At 72.9% G+C, this 14,405-nt stretch carries 16 protein-coding genes; 9 read left to right on the top strand and 7 right to left on the bottom strand.

The features are described 5' to 3' along the window. Position 1: 1 nt before the first annotated feature. A complete protein-coding gene (locus ACZ5UI_RS18095; protein WP_464189450.1) occupies positions 2 to 1,195 on the top strand; it encodes an acyl-CoA reductase in 1,194 nt (397 codons plus the stop codon). Further along, a complete protein-coding gene (locus ACZ5UI_RS18090; protein ID WP_464189448.1) occupies positions 1,192 to 2,097 on the top strand; it encodes an acyltransferase in 906 nt (301 codons plus the stop codon). Before ACZ5UI_RS18095 ends, ACZ5UI_RS18090 begins: the two co-directional genes overlap by 4 nt. Here the strand turns inward: ACZ5UI_RS18090 and ACZ5UI_RS18085 are convergent. Then, positions 2,094 to 3,158: a hypothetical protein gene (locus ACZ5UI_RS18085; protein WP_464189446.1), complete on the bottom strand. Its 1,065-nt coding sequence runs from the start codon at positions 3,156 to 3,158 to the stop codon at positions 2,094 to 2,096. The genes ACZ5UI_RS18090 and ACZ5UI_RS18085 overlap by 4 nt on opposite strands. 134 nt (positions 3,159 to 3,292) lie before the next feature. Between ACZ5UI_RS18085 and ACZ5UI_RS18080 the strand changes: the two genes are divergently transcribed. After that, positions 3,293 to 4,180, top strand: a complete 888-nt coding sequence (locus ACZ5UI_RS18080; protein ID WP_464189444.1) for an LLM class flavin-dependent oxidoreductase — start codon at positions 3,293 to 3,295, stop codon at positions 4,178 to 4,180. Positions 4,181 to 4,273: 93 nt separating this feature from the next. Here the strand turns inward: ACZ5UI_RS18080 and ACZ5UI_RS18075 are convergent, their stop codons facing one another. Continuing rightward, the gene (locus ACZ5UI_RS18075) at positions 4,274 to 4,864 is read right to left on the bottom strand and encodes a TetR/AcrR family transcriptional regulator (protein WP_464189442.1); all 591 of its coding nucleotides are present in this window, start codon (positions 4,862 to 4,864) and stop codon (positions 4,274 to 4,276) included. A gap of 106 nt (positions 4,865 to 4,970) precedes the next feature. Between ACZ5UI_RS18075 and ACZ5UI_RS18070 the strand changes: the two genes are divergently transcribed. The 3 genes from ACZ5UI_RS18070 to ACZ5UI_RS18060 are packed head-to-tail and all read left to right on the top strand — an operon-like array spanning position 4,971 to position 7,267. Further along, on the top strand, positions 4,971 to 5,501 hold the full coding sequence (locus ACZ5UI_RS18070; protein WP_464189440.1) for a YceI family protein: 531 nt from the start codon (positions 4,971 to 4,973) through the stop codon (positions 5,499 to 5,501). 5 nt (positions 5,502 to 5,506) lie between these two features. Next, a complete protein-coding gene (locus tag ACZ5UI_RS18065; RefSeq protein WP_464189438.1) occupies positions 5,507 to 6,064 on the top strand; it encodes an NADPH-dependent FMN reductase in 558 nt (185 codons plus the stop codon). Positions 6,065 to 6,109: 45 nt separating this feature from the next. Next, positions 6,110 to 7,267: a sigma-70 family RNA polymerase sigma factor gene (locus ACZ5UI_RS18060; RefSeq protein ID WP_464189436.1), complete on the top strand. Its 1,158-nt coding sequence runs from the start codon at positions 6,110 to 6,112 to the stop codon at positions 7,265 to 7,267. A 45-nt stretch (positions 7,268 to 7,312) separates the two neighbouring features. On the opposite strand, the gene ACZ5UI_RS18055 is transcribed toward ACZ5UI_RS18060, so the two are convergent. Further along, the gene (locus ACZ5UI_RS18055; protein WP_464189434.1) at positions 7,313 to 8,101 is read right to left on the bottom strand and encodes a methyltransferase domain-containing protein; all 789 of its coding nucleotides are present in this window, start codon (positions 8,099 to 8,101) and stop codon (positions 7,313 to 7,315) included. Between the two features lie 40 nt (positions 8,102 to 8,141). On the opposite strand from ACZ5UI_RS18055, the gene ACZ5UI_RS18050 reads away from it, so the two are divergent. Then, the gene (locus ACZ5UI_RS18050; protein WP_464189432.1) at positions 8,142 to 8,477 is read left to right on the top strand and encodes a hypothetical protein; all 336 of its coding nucleotides are present in this window, start codon (positions 8,142 to 8,144) and stop codon (positions 8,475 to 8,477) included. Positions 8,478 to 8,762: 285 nt separating this feature from the next. On the opposite strand, the gene ACZ5UI_RS18045 is transcribed toward ACZ5UI_RS18050, so the two are convergent. Beyond that, complete coding sequence (locus tag ACZ5UI_RS18045) at positions 8,763 to 9,332, bottom strand: TetR/AcrR family transcriptional regulator (RefSeq protein ID WP_464189430.1); 570 nt, start codon at positions 9,330 to 9,332, stop codon at positions 8,763 to 8,765. A gap of 74 nt (positions 9,333 to 9,406) precedes the next feature. Here ACZ5UI_RS18045 and ACZ5UI_RS18040 point away from each other — a divergent pair, with 74 nt between their 5' ends. Continuing rightward, positions 9,407 to 10,840, top strand: a complete 1,434-nt coding sequence (locus tag ACZ5UI_RS18040; RefSeq protein ID WP_464189428.1) for an MFS transporter — start codon at positions 9,407 to 9,409, stop codon at positions 10,838 to 10,840. On the opposite strand, the gene ACZ5UI_RS18035 is transcribed toward ACZ5UI_RS18040, so the two are convergent. Both ACZ5UI_RS18035 and ACZ5UI_RS18030 read right to left on the bottom strand, forming a co-directional pair. Continuing rightward, the gene (locus tag ACZ5UI_RS18035) at positions 10,754 to 11,401 is read right to left on the bottom strand and encodes a WbqC family protein (protein ID WP_464189426.1); all 648 of its coding nucleotides are present in this window, start codon (positions 11,399 to 11,401) and stop codon (positions 10,754 to 10,756) included. The two genes, ACZ5UI_RS18040 and ACZ5UI_RS18035, sit on opposite strands and share 87 nt — an antisense overlap. Continuing rightward, positions 11,401 to 12,090 carry a hypothetical protein gene (locus ACZ5UI_RS18030; RefSeq protein WP_464189424.1) on the bottom strand — a complete coding sequence of 230 codons (690 nt, stop codon included), beginning with the start codon at positions 12,088 to 12,090 and terminating at the stop codon, positions 11,401 to 11,403. Before ACZ5UI_RS18030 ends, ACZ5UI_RS18035 begins: the two co-directional genes overlap by 1 nt. A 21-nt stretch (positions 12,091 to 12,111) precedes the next feature. On the opposite strand from ACZ5UI_RS18030, the gene ACZ5UI_RS18025 reads away from it, so the two are divergent. Then, complete coding sequence (locus tag ACZ5UI_RS18025; protein WP_464189422.1) at positions 12,112 to 12,567, top strand: GNAT family N-acetyltransferase; 456 nt, start codon at positions 12,112 to 12,114, stop codon at positions 12,565 to 12,567. Positions 12,568 to 12,718: 151 nt separating this feature from the next. Here the strand turns inward: ACZ5UI_RS18025 and ilvB are convergent, their stop codons facing one another. After that, complete coding sequence (gene ilvB, locus ACZ5UI_RS18020) at positions 12,719 to 14,395, bottom strand: biosynthetic-type acetolactate synthase large subunit (protein WP_464189420.1); 1,677 nt, start codon at positions 14,393 to 14,395, stop codon at positions 12,719 to 12,721. Positions 14,396 to 14,405: the final 10 nt, after the last annotated feature.

Genomic DNA, 14,405 nt, shown 5'->3' with positions numbered 1-14,405 from the left:
CGTGCGCGTCGAGACGCTCGTGCCCGCCCGCGGAGAGGGCGAGCTGGAGGAGATCGCCGCGAGGCTGTCGGCCGCGCCGTCGGCCACGCCGTTCGCCGACGAGGTGCTGGACTTCTGCCACGGCGTGTCGCGGGCGCTGTTCGCCGACAAACGGGCCAAGCGCCACCCCGAGCTGGTGCCGCTGGCCTCGTTCCTGCGCCGGGCCAGCGTCAGCGCGCTGGCCGACGAGTTCGCCGCCGGGGCCGTCGAGGGCGTGATCCAGGTCCCGCGCGGCCTGGCCTTCCACGTGCCACCGTCCAGCGTCGACACGATGTTCGTGTACTCGCTGGCCGTGTCGCTGCTGGTCGGCAACCGCAACGTCGTGCGCCTGTCCCAGCGTCGCTCGGAGACCACCGAGGTGCTGATCGACGCGCTCAACACCGTCGCGGCCGAGCATCCGGCGGTCGCGCGCTCGCTGGCCGTCGTCTCCTACGGGCACGAGCTCGAGCCCAGCGCCCTGCTGTCGCGGGCCGCCGACGTGCGCGTGATCTGGGGTGGCGACGCGACGATCGACACGATCCGGGCGCTGCCGCTGGCCCCGCACGCCACCGAGCTGCTGTTCGGCGACCGCTTCTCGCTGGCCGTGCTCGACGCCGACAGCGCCGAGGACGACCTGCCCCGGCGGCTGTTCAACGACGCCTACTGGTTCGATCAGATGGGCTGCTCGTCGCCGCGCCTGGTCGTCGCGGTGGGCGCCGGCGGGCCGCAGCGCCTGGAGCAGCTGTTCGACGGCCTGCACCACGAGATCGCCCAGCGCCACTACGAGCTCGAGCTGGGCGCCGTGCTGGCCAAGCGCGCCTACGCCTACGGCGCGCTGGCCGACCGGCCGATCGCCCGCTTCCGCGAGCTGGGCAACGCGCTGACCGTGCTCGAGCTGTCCACGCTGGACGGCTTTGACCGCACGCATCCGGGCGCGGGCCTGTTCTACGCGATCGCCCTGCCGTCGCTGGACGACCTCGCGCCCTACGTGGTGCGCAAGGATCAGACCATGACGATCAGCGGCATCGCGCCTGACCGCCTGGCCCGGTTCGTGCGCAAGGTCAACGGGCGCGGCATCGATCGCATCGTCCCGTTCGGCGAGGCGCTGACCTTCGGGCGCTACTGGGACGGCTACGACCTGCTGGCCGAGCTCACGCGCCGGGTGTACGCGCCGTGATCTCGCCCACCGCGCAGATCGCCCCCGACGTGATCATCGAGGCCGACGAGGTCACGATCGGCGACGGCGTCAAGCTGCTGCCGGGCACCGTGCTGCGCGGCAAGTCGATCCGCATCGACCGCCGCTGCGAGCTGGGGCCCGACGTGCGCATCGACTGCCGCGAGGTGATCCTGGGTGAGGAGACGATGCTGCGCGCCCGCGTGACCGCGGCCGGCCTGGCGCTGCCCGACTCGCGCCTGGAGCTGGGCCGCCGGGTGCGCGTCTTCCAGGACACCTTCCTGAACCCGTCCAAGCCGCTGACCGTCGGCGACGAGAGCGGCCTGGGCGGCCGCTCGCTGATCTTCACCCACGCGGCCTGGCAGTCGATCCTCGAGGGCTATCCCGTCGAGTTCGCGCCGATCACCATCGGGCGCAACGTGTGGCTGCCCTGGCAGGTCTTCGTGCTGCCCGGCGTGGAGATCGGCGACGACGTGACGGTCGCCGCCGGCAGCGTGGTGTCGCGCTCGATCCCCAGCCGCTCGCTGGCCGCCGGCTACCCGGCGCGCGTCCTGCGCCGCGCGCCCGACTACCCGCCCACGCCGGAGCCCGACGAGCAGTGGGAGATCGCCCGCCGCGTGTTCCGCGACCTGGCCTGGTTCCTGACCGAGCGCGGCGAGACGGTCACCGCCAGCGAGGGCGACGGCTGGCTGTCGCTGGGCACGGTGGCGCTGGTCCGCGACGGCCACGCGGCGATTCCGCCCGGCGCGCTCGTCGTGGCCGCGCTGCACGGCCGGCCCACGGTCGACGACGACGTCACCTGGCTGGCGCTGCTGGAGCGCGAGCGCGGAGGGCCCGAGACCGAGACGGCCGAGGCGGTGGCCGAGTTCGTGTCGCGCTACGGCCTGCGCTTCCAGCGCACCTAGGCGGCGACGGCCCGCGCGCCCAGCGCGGCGCGGACGATCGTGGTCGCCGCGTCGCTCCCGGTGGGCTGCTGCACGTCGATCGCGCTGAGCAGCGAGGCCACGAACGCGTCGGGCAGGTCGCGGCCGGCGGCAGCCACCTGGTCGGCGGCGTCCAGCGCGTTGCGGCGCACGACCGCGCGGGCCAGGCCGCGGGTCAGGTCGGCGATCTCGCGGCCGACCAGGAGGGGGGCCAGCCGGCAGACCACGCGGGCCAGGTAGGCCTGCAGCTCGGGCGCGCCGTTCTGCAGGCCGAAGCCGATCGCCTCGACGATCTGGGCGCGGGCGCCGGGCATGAAGTCGTCCCACAGCAGCGGCGCGGCGGCCAGCGCGGCCCAGCCGTGCACGATGTGCTCGCCCTCCAGCCAGCCGTCCTGCAGCTCGAGCGCCAGCACGGCGGGAATCACGATCCGGTCGCCGGCCTCCAGCAGGTCCAGCACGCTGGGGCTCAGCGCGGCGATCGCGCGCCGGCGCTTGCTGGGATCGCGCAGCAGCGCGCTGCAGCGCCCGGCCGCGGTGGCCGCGCTGGCCTCGTCGGCCTCGACGATCCGCAGGTACAGCGCGCGCGTCCCGCCGGCGGCGGGCGTCGTGCCCGGGCGCAGCAGGTCGTCGACGAGGTGCGCGGTGACCATCGGCCAGGCCCCGCGCGGCACCTCGGCCAGCAGGCGGTCGAGCTGCGCGGGCGTGGCCGTCGCCGCCAGCTGGGCGCTCTGCACGACGACCCGGCGGACCTGCTCGGCGCCGACCGCCTGCTCGACGAACCGCGCGCACAGGCTCAGCGCGGAGAGCAGCTCGAAGGCCGCCTGGGGCGAGGTCGCCGCGACCGCCTCGGCCGCGGGGGCGAGCGTCGACGTGGCGTTCAGCAGCGCCTCGATGCCGTCCTGGACGGCGAGCGCTCCGTCGGTCCCGGGCTCGACGAACCAGACGTCGCCCGCGGGCCGCGCCTCGGACACCGCGGCCCACGCGGCGCACACGGCGGTGCTCAGATCGCCGCGCGCCCAATCGGGCCGCGCCGCCTCTCGCACCAGCTCATGAAGGCCATCCAAGCCATCCGCATGCATGACCACTGTGTCGGGCGATCGGATGAGTGAGGCATAGCCGAGGTGCCGGTTTTCGATCAGATGTCCAATACCGACCCAGCACGGGTAGCGTCCGCACCATGGATCTGTGCGTGATGATCGAAGGCCAGGAGGGCGTCTCGTGGGCCGACTGGCAGGCGATCGCGGAGGCCTGTGAGGCACACGGCATCCCGGCGCTGTTTCGCTCCGACCACTACCTCCCGCTCGGCGGCCACGAGGAACGCCAGGTGCTCGACGCGTGGGGCACGGTGATCGCGCTGGCGGCGACGACCTCCACGCTGCGGCTGGGCACGCTCGTCTCGCCGGGCACGTTCCGCCACCCGTCGGAGTTCGCCAAGCTGGCCGTCACCGCCGACCACGTCTCCGGCGGGCGCATCGAACCCGGACTGGGCGCCGGCTGGAACGATCGCGAGCACGCGGCCTACGGCTTCCCGTTCGCCGACAGCGCCGAGCGCTTCGAGGTCTACGCCGAGCAGCTGGAGATCGTGCGCGGCCTGTGGGGCCCGGGCCCGTTCACCTTCGCCGGCAAGCACTACCGCCTCGACGACATCGACGCGCAGCCCAAGCCGCTGCAGGATCCGATGCCGCTGATCGTCGGCGGGTTGGGCAAGCCGAAGACGATCGCGCTGGCCGGGCGCTTCGCCAGCGAGTACAACACCGTCTTCGCCACCCCGCAGGAGGCGCGCGAGCGCCGCGCGCTGGTGGATCCGCGCTTGCGCTTCTCGGTCATGACCGGCCTGGTCGGCGGGCGCGACGAGGCCGAGCTGGCCCGCCGCCAGCGCCGCCTGGCCGACGAGCACGGGCACGAGGAGCTGATGGAGGGCTGGATCGTCGGCCTGCCCGACGCGCTCGAAGCCCGCCTGCGCGAGTACCGCGACGCCGGCTGCGATCGGCTCATGCTCCAGCTGCTGCTGCACGACGAGCTCGACCAGATCGCCCTGATCGGCGAGCTGGCCCAGCGGCTCTAGCGTCCGCGCGCCACGCCCGTTGTCCGCTTGAGCCCGCAATGCGGGTCGAATCGGACAACGGGCGCGCGAGGCGGACGCTCGCGGCCCGGGAGGTCAGCTCAGGAGCCGGTTGACCAGGTCGGCGTAGCCGGCCTTCAGCCGCTCCAGCGGCATCGAGCGGACCTGGCGCTGATGCACGAAGTTCTGCGGGCTGAGCGAGCTCAGCAGCACGTCGGTGGCGTAGTCGACGTCGCAGGACGGCCGCGCCGCCTCGACGAGCATGCGCATGTGCAGCCAGTAGACCGCGTACGGGCCTGAGCGGGCGAAGCCGCCGCCGCTGGCCTTCTCGGCGTCGAACAGGATGTCGGTGTTGGCCTCGAGGTGGTCGAGCATCGCGTCGCCGAACGCCCGCAGCCGCTCGCACGGTGCCGCGCCCGGCCCCAGCGGCGGTGGTCCGTGCAGCGCGCCGTCCTGGAGGGCGCGGGTCGACTCGTCCAGCACGGCCAGCGCCAGCGACGCGCGGTCGCCGAAGCGGCGGAACAGCGTGCCCTTGCCGACGCCGGCCTCGCTGGCGATCGCGTCCATCGAGGTGCAGGCCACGCCCTGCTCGGCGAACAGCTTCTCGGCCGCCGCGAGGATCCGCCGGCGGTTGCGGGCGGCGTCGGCGCGCTCGGGCGGCTCGGGCTGGAGGACGGGAAGTTCCATGGGGGACGTGGGAAGAAGCATCTCTATCGGACTGCGGTCCGGTTATGGTACCGTGCTCTGCAACAAGCGGACCGTAGTCCGATACAGCAACCCCAAGGAGCAACCGATGGCCACCGACGTCACCCAGGACCGCTTCACCGGCACCTGGAACTTCAGCCCCGTTCATTCCGCCGCGACCTTCTCGGTCAAGTACCTCGTCGCCAGCTTCAGCGGCTCCTTCAGCGAGGTCGAGGCGACGTTCGCCGACGGCAAGCTGTCGGGCGACGTCAAGGTCGCCTCGATCGTCGTCAAGGACGAGAACCTGGCCGCGCACCTGCTGGCGCCCGACTTCTTCGACGCCGAGCAGCACCCGACGATCTCCTTCGCCTCCGACGCCCTGACCGTCGACGGCGACGACCTCACGCTCGAGGGCGCGCTGACGCTCAAGGGCGTCACCAACCCCGTCCGCGCCACCGGCAAGGTCCAGGGTCCGACCGAGGACTTCATGGGCAACACGCGCCTGGGCTTCACGCTGTCGGCGACGATCGACCGCACCGCCTACGGCGTCAACTGGAACGCCGACCTGCCCAAGGGCGGCCGCGCGCTGGGCAACGACGTGACGCTGACCGTCGAGCTCGAGTTCGTGAAGGCGGCGTAGCGCGCATGCGGATCCTGGCCATCTCGGGATCCCTGCGACGCGAGTCGCACAACACGGCGCTCCTGCGGGCGGCAGCGGACCTGCTGCCGCCCGGGGTCGAGCTCGTGCTGCACGACGGACTTCGCGAGATCCCGCCCTACGACGACGACACGCGCCACGATCGCCCCGCGAGCGTGCAGCGCCTGTGGGACGAGGTCGCCGCGGCCGACGCCGTGCTCGTCTCCACGCCGGAGTACAACCACTCGATCCCCGGTCAGCTGAAGAACGCGCTGGACTGGCTGTCGCGCCCGCTGGCCGACTCGCCGCTGAAGGGCAAGCCGGCGGCGGTGGTCGGCGCCTCGACCGGCATGTTCGGCGCGGTCTGGGCCCAGGCCGAGGCGCGCAAGGTGCTCGGGGCGATCGGCGCCCGCGTGATCGATCGCGAGCTGCCGGTCCACACCGCCGACGAGCAGTTCGCCGACGGCCGGCTCAGCGACGCCGACATCGAGGCCGAGCTGGTCAGCATCATCGCCGAGCTGGTCGAAGCGACCCGCGCGCGTGACGCGGCCCGCGCCGCCGCGTAACGTTGTTGTCCGGTTTGGGCGCCCCCGTGCGTCTGACCGGATGACATGACCCAGCTGGAGACCATCTTCCACGAGCAGCAGCGGCCGCTGATGCGCCGGTTGGTGCGCATCGTCGGCGACCGCGAGACCGCGGCCGACCTGTGCCAGGAGACGTTCGTGCGGGCCTGGCGCAAGGCCCCGCGCGAGGCCACGCCCGACCAGCACCGCGGCTGGCTGCACACCACCGCCTCCAACCTGGCCCTCGACGAGCTGCGCCGGCGCCGGCTGCGCACCCACGCGCCGCTGGACGAGCAGCTCGACGCCGCCCCCTCCGACGACACGATCGAGCGCATGCACGCCCGCGAGGCGATGGAGACGCTGGCGCCGCACGAGCGCCTCGTGCTCCTGGCCCGCTTCGACATGGGCCTCAGCCACCGCGAGATCGGCGCGCTGCTGGACCTGACCGAGGAGGCGGCGCGCAAGCGCGTCGAGCGCGCCCGCGCGGCCTTCATCGCGGCCATACGCCGCGAGCGTCCGCTGGCCACGCCGACGGTCCTGTTCATCCGCGGCGAGCACGACGACGACTGCTACCGCGTGTGGGTCGAGCGCGCGGGCGGCCGCTTCAAGCCGATCGACCACCGTGACGTCGAGCGCGAGATCGCCTCGGCCGACGCGCTGCTGCTGGGCGGCTCCTACCGCGACGTCGACCCGTCGCTGTACGGCGAGACCGAGCGCTTCCCCGACGCCGAGTACCCGGTCGATCCCGTCGCCGACCGCCGCGACCTCAAGGCGCTGCGCCTGGCCCTGCGCCACGACGTGCCGATCGTCGGCGTCTGTCGCGGCCACCAGCTGCTGAACATCGTGCTGGGCGGGACGCTCTGGCAGGACATCGAGGGCGACGGCGCCGGCCACACCGACCACCGCGGCGGCGACCACTCGATCAACACCGGCGAGCACTCGCTCTCGCGCACGATCCTGGGCCGCTACGCCGAGGTGGCCTCCGAGCACCACCAGGGCGTCCGCCGGCTGGGCCGGGGCATCCGCGTCACGTCGGCCACGCCCGACGGCGTCGTCGAGATGCTCGAGGTGCCGTCCAAGCGCTTCGTCCTGGGCCTCCAGTGGCACCCGGAGCGGGCCGACGTCTCCGACGCGGGCGACCGCGTCGCCGAGTCCCTGCTGGCCGCGGCGCGCACGCGCCGGGTGCAGCTCAGCCGCGCGGCCTAGGGGTGCCGTAGGCGACCCCGACGCCGACGCGACGCCGGGCGGTGATCACGTCGCCGGAGACGGGCCCCCCGGGCGCAACCGGTAGAAGTGATAGGACCGCCAGGCGTCGATCTGGTGGTCCTCCTGGCCGGTCACGTCGAGGCCGGCGGCGGCGAACAGCGCGACCGCCTCGTCGGGTCCGAACCGCTCCATGTGGAAGCGGTCCTCGGCGCCGTCGGGCACCTCGAGCGCCTCGTACCAGTCGTGGGAGACCGTCGGCTTGGGTGCGCCCTCGCGCTTGTGGCCGAGGTAGACGGAGATCGTGCCGCCGGGGCGCAGCACGCGGATCGCCTCGGCCAGGGCGAGGCTGGGGTCGACGAAGTGGTCCAGCGTGCCGGCGAACAGGACCACGTCGAAGCCGTCGTCGCCGAAGGGCAGGTGCTCGGCCAGGGCGCGGAAGCGCTCGTAGCGGGCCTCGCGCTCGCCCACGAGCGGATCGACGCCGGTGAAGCGGGTGCCGTCGGCGTGGTGGTCGAAGTAGGCCGGCCAGGGCTGCGGGCCGCAGCCCACGTCGAGCACCTCGCCGTGCAGGCCGCTGAAGCGCGAGTAGCGCTGCACGTCCTCGCGGGCGCCGACGCCGAGGTTGTGCTCGGGGTCGGCCTCGTAGGACACGGCGCCGTTGGCCTGCAGCTGCTCCCAGGTGGCCCATTGCCCGTCGGTCAGCGCCTCGCGCGGCGGCGTCAGATCCCAGGCGAAGGGCAGGCGCGCGTAGCGTGCGCCGCAACCGGCGCAGCTGATCGCATCGCCCTCCAGGGCGGGCAGCGGCGTGCGGCAGGCGGGACAGGCGAGCGTCATGCGCCGGCTGAGGCTAGCCGGGCGTGGGTATCGGATCGCCATGCTCCTCCGTCTCGTCCCGGCCGCGGTGCTCGCGGTCCTCGCCGCGCTGGTGCTCGCCGCTCCGGCTCCCGCCGCCTTCCGCTCCTGCGGCAAGATCCCCATCGGGTTCACCTCGGCCAAGATCTCCGGCCAGGGCATGTCCTGCTCCGCCGCGCGCGAGCTCTTCCGCGCCTGGCGCGTGGTGAACCGCAAGGCGAGCAACGGCGGTCGGCCGCCCGCGCGCGTCACGGTCGGCCTGTTCTCGTGTCACCTCGGCGGCAACGACCTGACCGTCAGGCTCGACTGCGCCGGGGCGGACGGCAAGCAGGCGATGAAGGGTCGCTGGGGCGGCTAGCTCCGACTGTCGCGCCGGCTTGGGCGAACGGAATCATCGAAGAGAGCGTGCGCCGAGCGGCGCTGCCGGCGTTCGCGACAAGCGAGACGGTCCATCCGACCTCCGAATCTGTTGTCGTGCCGAGTGGCGTATTTCGCCCGCTGGGCGGGCGATATTCGCCACTCGGCGGAGATGGGGCAATCGGTCTCGCCTCTAGGGCTCAAGTGGGGCGCAAGCGTTTCGCTTCTCGCACGCGTTGGCGTCACGCGACCGCTCGCGTGCCTTCGATGATGTCGTTCGGCAGTCTCACCCCGCCAGGTAACGCTGCAGCGTCGGGCCGTAGAGCACGGCCAGCTCGTCTGACGTAGCCGAGGCCACGGGCTCGATCCGCAGCACGTAGCGGGCCGTGACGAGCCCGAGCACCTGGCTGACCGCGGCAGCGGCGCGCAGGGGCGCATCGGGGCGGTCGATCACGGCGGCGAACCGGCTGACGATCTCGCGCTCGATGAACTCGCCCAGCGCGTCGCCATGGCTGGGGGCGGAGCGCAGCACGGCCACGAGTGGGGCGCCGCGCTCGGGGTCGTCCCAGACGGTCAGCAGCGTGCGCACGAGCCGATCGCCGATGTCCTCCAGCCCGCCGCTGAGCAGGCCGTCGATCACCTGCCCGGGCGTCACGGGCAGCTGCAGGGTCGCGATGAACAGGGCGTTCTTGGAGCCGAAGTGATAGCTGGGCAGCGCGGCGTCGACGCCGGCGGCGCGGGCGATGGCCCGCAGCGTCGTGGCGTCGTAGCCGTTGAGGGCGAACTGCTCACGGGCGGCCTGCAGGATCGCCTCGCGCGCCTCGCCGGTGTTGGCTCTCGGTCCCCGCTGTTTCATCAGATGTTGAAATCTACACGACGTCGTGGCATAGTCGGTTTCAGCACCTGTTGAAATCAACCACGGAACTCCTCATGACCACTACCCAACGCCGCGTCCTGGCCGTGATGTGCCTCGCGCTGGCCACCGTCGTCAGCGCCGTCTCCTCGCTCAACGTCGCGCTGCCGGATCTGGCCCGCGCGACCGGTGCCTCGACCACCGAGCTGCAGTGGATCGTCGACGCCTACGCGCTCGTGTTCGCCGGGCTGCTGCTGCCCGCCGGCGCGCTGGGCGACCGCCTCGGTCGTCGGCGCATCCTGCTCGTCGGGCTTGGCGTCTTCGGCGCCGGCGCCCTCGCGGCCATGCTGGTCAGCGACCCGTCCACGCTGATCGCCATCCGCGCCGTCATGGGCATCGGCGCCGCGCTGATCATGCCGACGACGCTGTCGATCATCACCGGCACCTTCGGTCCCGACCATCGTGACCGTGCGGTGGCCGCCTGGGCGGGCGTGGCCGGCGGCAGCGCGCTGCTCGGCCTGCTCGTCTCCGGGGCGCTGCTGGAGGTCTTCTCGTGGTCGTCGGTGTTCGGCCTCAACGTCGTGCTCGCCGGCCTGGCGCTCGTCGGCACGCTGCGCTTCGTGCCCGAGGTGGCGACAGAGGACCGCACCGCGCTGGACCCGATCGGCGCCGTCCTGTCCGCGCTCGGCCTGGGCGCGTTCGTGTGGGCGTTCATCGAGGGCCCGCAGCGCGGTTGGACCGACGCGCTGGTGGCCGGCGGCTTCGTCGCCGCGGTCGTCCTGCTGACCGCCTTCGTCGTCTGGGAGCTGCGCCGGCGCGAGCCGCTGCTGGACCCCCGGCTGTTCGCCCTGCGTGGCTTCAGCGCGGGCTCGGCGTCGGTCTTCGTCCAGTTTTTCGCGGCCTTCGGGATGATCTTCGTGCTGCTGCAGTACCTGCAGCTGGTGCTCGGCTACTCGCCGCTGCAGGCCGGCGCCGCGCTGGCGCCGGTCGCGCTGGTGATGGTCGCCGTCGCGCCACAGGTGCCCAAGCTGGTCGAGCGCGTCGGCGTGCGGCCGGTCGGCCCCACGGGGCTGGCGTTGATGGCCGCGGGCTTCGTCGTGCTGTCCACGATGGGCGTCGGCTCGTCGTACTGGCATCTGCTCGGCGCCGGCCTGCTGTTCGGCCTGGGCATGGCGCTGGCCACCGCCCCGGCCACGACGGCGATCGTCGCGTCGCTGCCGGCCGGCAAGCAGGGCGTGGCCTCCGCGGTCAACGACACCGCCCGTGAGGTCGGCGGTGCGCTGGGCATCGCGGTGCTCGGCTCGATCCTGGCCGACCACGTCCAGGTCGGCCCGGGGATGGACCCCGGCGCGTTCGTCGACGGCTTCAGCGCCGCGCTGCTGGTCGGCGCGGGCGTCCTGCTGGCCGGCGCGGTGTTCGTCGCCCTACGGGTTCCCGGTGCCGCGCATCAGCGCGTCGACGATCGACAGGCCGGGCGGCCCGCCGGTGTCGGGATGGGTGAAGCCCAGTAGCCGGAAGCCCAGTCCGGCGGCGGCGTAGCGCGGCTCCTCCTGGTAGCCGTCGGCGCCGTCGCCCGACAGGTAGGCGTCGCCGCCGGCGGCCTGGACCAGGCCGATCAGCAGGTCGGTGGCGGCGGCGTCGACCGCGGGCAGGTCGGACTGGCGCACGAGCTTGTGCGCGTGGTCCGGGGCCAGCCGGCGGATCGACTCCTCGTTGAGCACCGCGATGCGGTCGGTGTCGAGCTCGAGCAGCTCGCGGACGATCGGCATCACCTCGGCGAAGCGCGGCGTCTTGGCGTAGCTCTGCTCGATCGACTTGATCGCCTTGCGCCGCCAGGGTTGGCGGTCGTCGATGCGGATCTCGCCGATCTCCTGGACGCCGTCGCGCACGACGGGCACCGTCACCCAGGCGGGCTGGCCGCCGATCAGCAGCTGCACGCGGTTGGTGTAGGTGCCGCGCGAGGTGCGCGGGAACTGGACCCGGTCCAGCAGCACGAAGCGATCGGCCTGGGCGAGCTTGTCGAAGTAGCCCAGCCAGGGCAGGAAGTTCGGCTGATGGCAGGCGACGAGCATCAGCCGGCCTGCCGCTCGAGGACGACCTTCTGGTCGTCGGTGGCCAGCGCGTCGACCGTCGTGCCCAATCGCGTGGCCTGCTCCTCGAGGATCTCGCGCAGCTGGCGGCCCGACCACAGCGTCGGATGCGTGAGGAACTGGATCCGCTGCGCGTCGCGCAGCTCGGCCTCGGGGTCCTTGCCGCGGAAGTTCTGGTTGGAGTCGCTCAGGTAGGCGATCTCGCTGAAGAAGCGCGGCGCGTAGGTGTTGACGCGGTCCTCGCCGAGCTCGAGATGGCCGACCGGGCGCACGCCGGGCATGTGAAACGAGACGACGCGGATCGGGGTGTCGTAGCGCTGCTCCAGCTGGTCGGCCTCGCGTGCGACGCCCTCGACCACCTCGTCGTCGGACGCCATGCCCGACGAGTCGAAGTGCAGGCCGAGCTCGTGGCCGTGGTCCAGCAGCGCGGCCACGGCGCGATCGGCTTCCATGTCGAGCCCGTAGAACGGCGAGCGCACCTGCAGGCAGTAGGTGGCCACCGCGCCCTGCTCGGCCTCGACGGCGGCCATCGGCTCGATCCAGCGTGGACGGTCGTCGATGTCGTGGCGCAGCAGCAGCGCGCGCTCGGGCAGCTCGTCGGTGAAGCGGAACGACGCGGGCGCCAGCGCGAGCAGGCGGCCGTAGTTCTCGAAGGTCATGACCCGTGACATGCGACGCGGAGGGTACTTTCCGTGGCCGTGGTCACCCTCGAGCCGCTTCGCGACGACGACTCCGACGCGCTGTTTGACTGGATCAACGACCGCGACCTCGTCGAGCACAGCGCGATCTTCCGGCCGGTCACACGCGCCGAGCACGACGCGTGGTTCTTCGCGGTGCGCACGCGCGACGACGTCGACATGCACGCGATCCGCGAGGACGGCCTCCTGGTCGGCACCTGCCAGCTGATCGTCGACGGCGCGCAGGCCGAGCTGCGCATCCGCATCGGCGTCGCCCGGGCGCAGGGCCGGGGGATCGGCACGTGGGCGGTCGACGAGCTGGTCCGCCGCGGGTTCGAGCAGCTCGGTCTGCAGCGCATCTGGCTGCAGGTCTTCGCCGTCAACGCCCGCGCGATCCGCAGCTACGAGAAGGCCGGCTTCTCCACCGTGGCCACCGGATCGACGCTGATCATGGAGATCCGGCCGGCCTAACGCGTCGCCGCCGGGCAGCGGGTCGTCTTGCACGGCCCGGCGGGTCGCGCGGGCGGCGACGGAACCGCCCGCCGCCCGCGCCCCGCCGCGCAGCGATGCGTCCGGCACGTGGCCGGCCGCTCGATCGCACGTCTGTGGCTCATTCGGTCGTTCACCCGACCATCTCCCGCGCCGGCCCGCCGGGGAGGAACATCGGCAGCGCGTCGGCCAGCGGCGCGACCGCGATGCGCAGGAGCGCCGGGCCGGGCTCGGCCAGCGTCGCGGCCAGCGCGTCGGCCAGGCCGTCGGCGTGCTCGACCGAGCGGGCGGCGATGCCGAAGCCGCCGGCCAGCATCCGCCAGTCCATCGTGTCGGCGAACTCGCTGGCCGCGCGGCGGCCCTCCCAGAACATGTCCTGCTGCTGGCGGACCATGCCCAGCGAGCCGTTGTCGATCAGGATCACCTTGACCGGCAGCTGCTCCTGCACCGCCGTGGCCAGCTCCTGCAGGTTCAGCAGCAGCGAGCCGTCGCCGCTGATGCACACGACCTGGCGATCGGGGAACGCCGCCTGAGCGCCCAGGGCGGCCGGCAGGCCGAAGCCCATCGTGCCCAGGCCCCCGCTGGTCAGCCACCGGCGCGGCGTCTCGAAGCCGATCCGGTTGGCCGCCCACATCTGGTGCTGGCCGACGTCGGTGGTGACGATCGCGTCGCGGTCCAGCGCGGCGGCCAGCAGGTCCAGCGCGCCCTCCGGATCGATCTCGCCCTCCTCGCCGTGCTCGGCCTCGCGCAGCGGATGCGCGGCGCGCCAGCCGTCGATGCGCGTCCACCACTCACGCCAGCGGCCGGGACCGGGGGCCAGCGTCGACAGCTCGCGGGCGATCCCCTCGAGCGCCTGCTTGGCGTCGCCCACGACCGGCACGTGCGCCTCGACGTTCTTGCCGATCTCGGCGGCATCGACATCGATGTGGATGATCCGCGCGCGCTGCGCGAACGTGCCCAGCTGGCCGGTCACGCGGTCGTCGAAACGCGCGCCCACCGCGATGATCAGGTCGGCCTCGTCCATCGCCCAGTTGGCCGGCCGCGTCCCGTGCATGCCGAGCATGCCCAGCCAGCGCCGGTCGGACGCCGGGAACGTGCCCAGCGCCATCAGGGTCGTGGTGACGGGCAGATCCAGGCGCCGGGCGAACTGCGTGAGGACCTCCGAAGCGCCCGAGTGCACCACGCCGCCGCCCGCGTAGAGCACCGGCCGGCGGGCCGAGGCGATCGCCGCGGCCGCCTTGCGCAGCTGCTTGCCGTTGGGCACCACGCGCGAGCGGTAGCCCGGCAGCGACGGCCGCTCCCCACCCTCGCGGGCCGGCGACTTGGCCGCATCGGCGGGCACGTCGACCACGACCGGTCCGGGTCGGCCAGTGCGGGCCACATGGAACGCCTCGTGGATCGCCTGCGCCACCTGGTCGGGACCCTCGACCGTGATCGAGTGCTTGACGATCGGGTGCGTCATCCCGATCACGTCGCACTCCTGGAAGGCCATCGTGCCCTTCAGATGCGTGGCCACCTGGGCGGTGATGAACACCGTCGGCACCGAGTCCATGAACGCGTCGGCGATCGGCGTCATCAGGTTGGTGGCGCCCGGGCCGCTGGTCACCAGCGCCACGCCGACCTTGCCGGTGGCCTTCGCGTATCCCTCGGCCGCGTGCCCGGCGCCCGCCTCGTGGCGGACGAGGACGTGGCGGATGGGCGCGTCGTGCAGCGCGTCGTGGATCGAGAGCGACGCGCCTCCGGGCATCCCGAAGACCGTGTCGACGCCCTCATCGACGAGCGCCTGGATCAGCCGGTCGGCGCCGCGCATGACCACTCCT

The sequence above is a fragment of the Conexibacter sp. JCM 18997 genome (genome assembly GCF_055391915.1).
The sequence above is the reverse complement of the archived record's forward strand: the minus strand, read 5'-3'. Positions and strand labels throughout refer to the sequence as shown.

Excerpts from the sequence above, each read along its gene's own strand:
- ACZ5UI_RS18080 (WP_464189444.1), top strand. The coding sequence starts at position 3,293 with ATGGATCTGTGCGTGATGATCGAAGGCCAGGAGGGCGTCTCGTGGGCC.
- ACZ5UI_RS18075 (WP_464189442.1), bottom strand. The coding sequence starts at position 4,864 with ATGGAACTTCCCGTCCTCCAGCCCGAGCCGCCCGAGCGCGCCGACGCC.
- ACZ5UI_RS18070 (WP_464189440.1), top strand. The coding sequence starts at position 4,971 with ATGGCCACCGACGTCACCCAGGACCGCTTCACCGGCACCTGGAACTTC.
- ACZ5UI_RS18065 (WP_464189438.1), top strand. The coding sequence starts at position 5,507 with ATGCGGATCCTGGCCATCTCGGGATCCCTGCGACGCGAGTCGCACAAC.
- ACZ5UI_RS18060 (WP_464189436.1), top strand. The coding sequence starts at position 6,110 with ATGACCCAGCTGGAGACCATCTTCCACGAGCAGCAGCGGCCGCTGATG.
- ACZ5UI_RS18055 (WP_464189434.1), bottom strand. The coding sequence starts at position 8,101 with ATGACGCTCGCCTGTCCCGCCTGCCGCACGCCGCTGCCCGCCCTGGAG.
- ACZ5UI_RS18050 (WP_464189432.1), top strand. The coding sequence starts at position 8,142 with ATGCTCCTCCGTCTCGTCCCGGCCGCGGTGCTCGCGGTCCTCGCCGCG.
- ACZ5UI_RS18045 (WP_464189430.1), bottom strand. The coding sequence starts at position 9,332 with ATGAAACAGCGGGGACCGAGAGCCAACACCGGCGAGGCGCGCGAGGCG.
- ACZ5UI_RS18040 (WP_464189428.1), top strand. The coding sequence starts at position 9,407 with ATGACCACTACCCAACGCCGCGTCCTGGCCGTGATGTGCCTCGCGCTG.
- ACZ5UI_RS18035 (WP_464189426.1), bottom strand. The coding sequence starts at position 11,401 with ATGCTCGTCGCCTGCCATCAGCCGAACTTCCTGCCCTGGCTGGGCTAC.
- ACZ5UI_RS18030 (WP_464189424.1), bottom strand. The coding sequence starts at position 12,090 with ATGTCACGGGTCATGACCTTCGAGAACTACGGCCGCCTGCTCGCGCTG.
- ilvB (WP_464189420.1), bottom strand. The coding sequence starts at position 14,395 with ATGCGCGGCGCCGACCGGCTGATCCAGGCGCTCGTCGATGAGGGCGTC.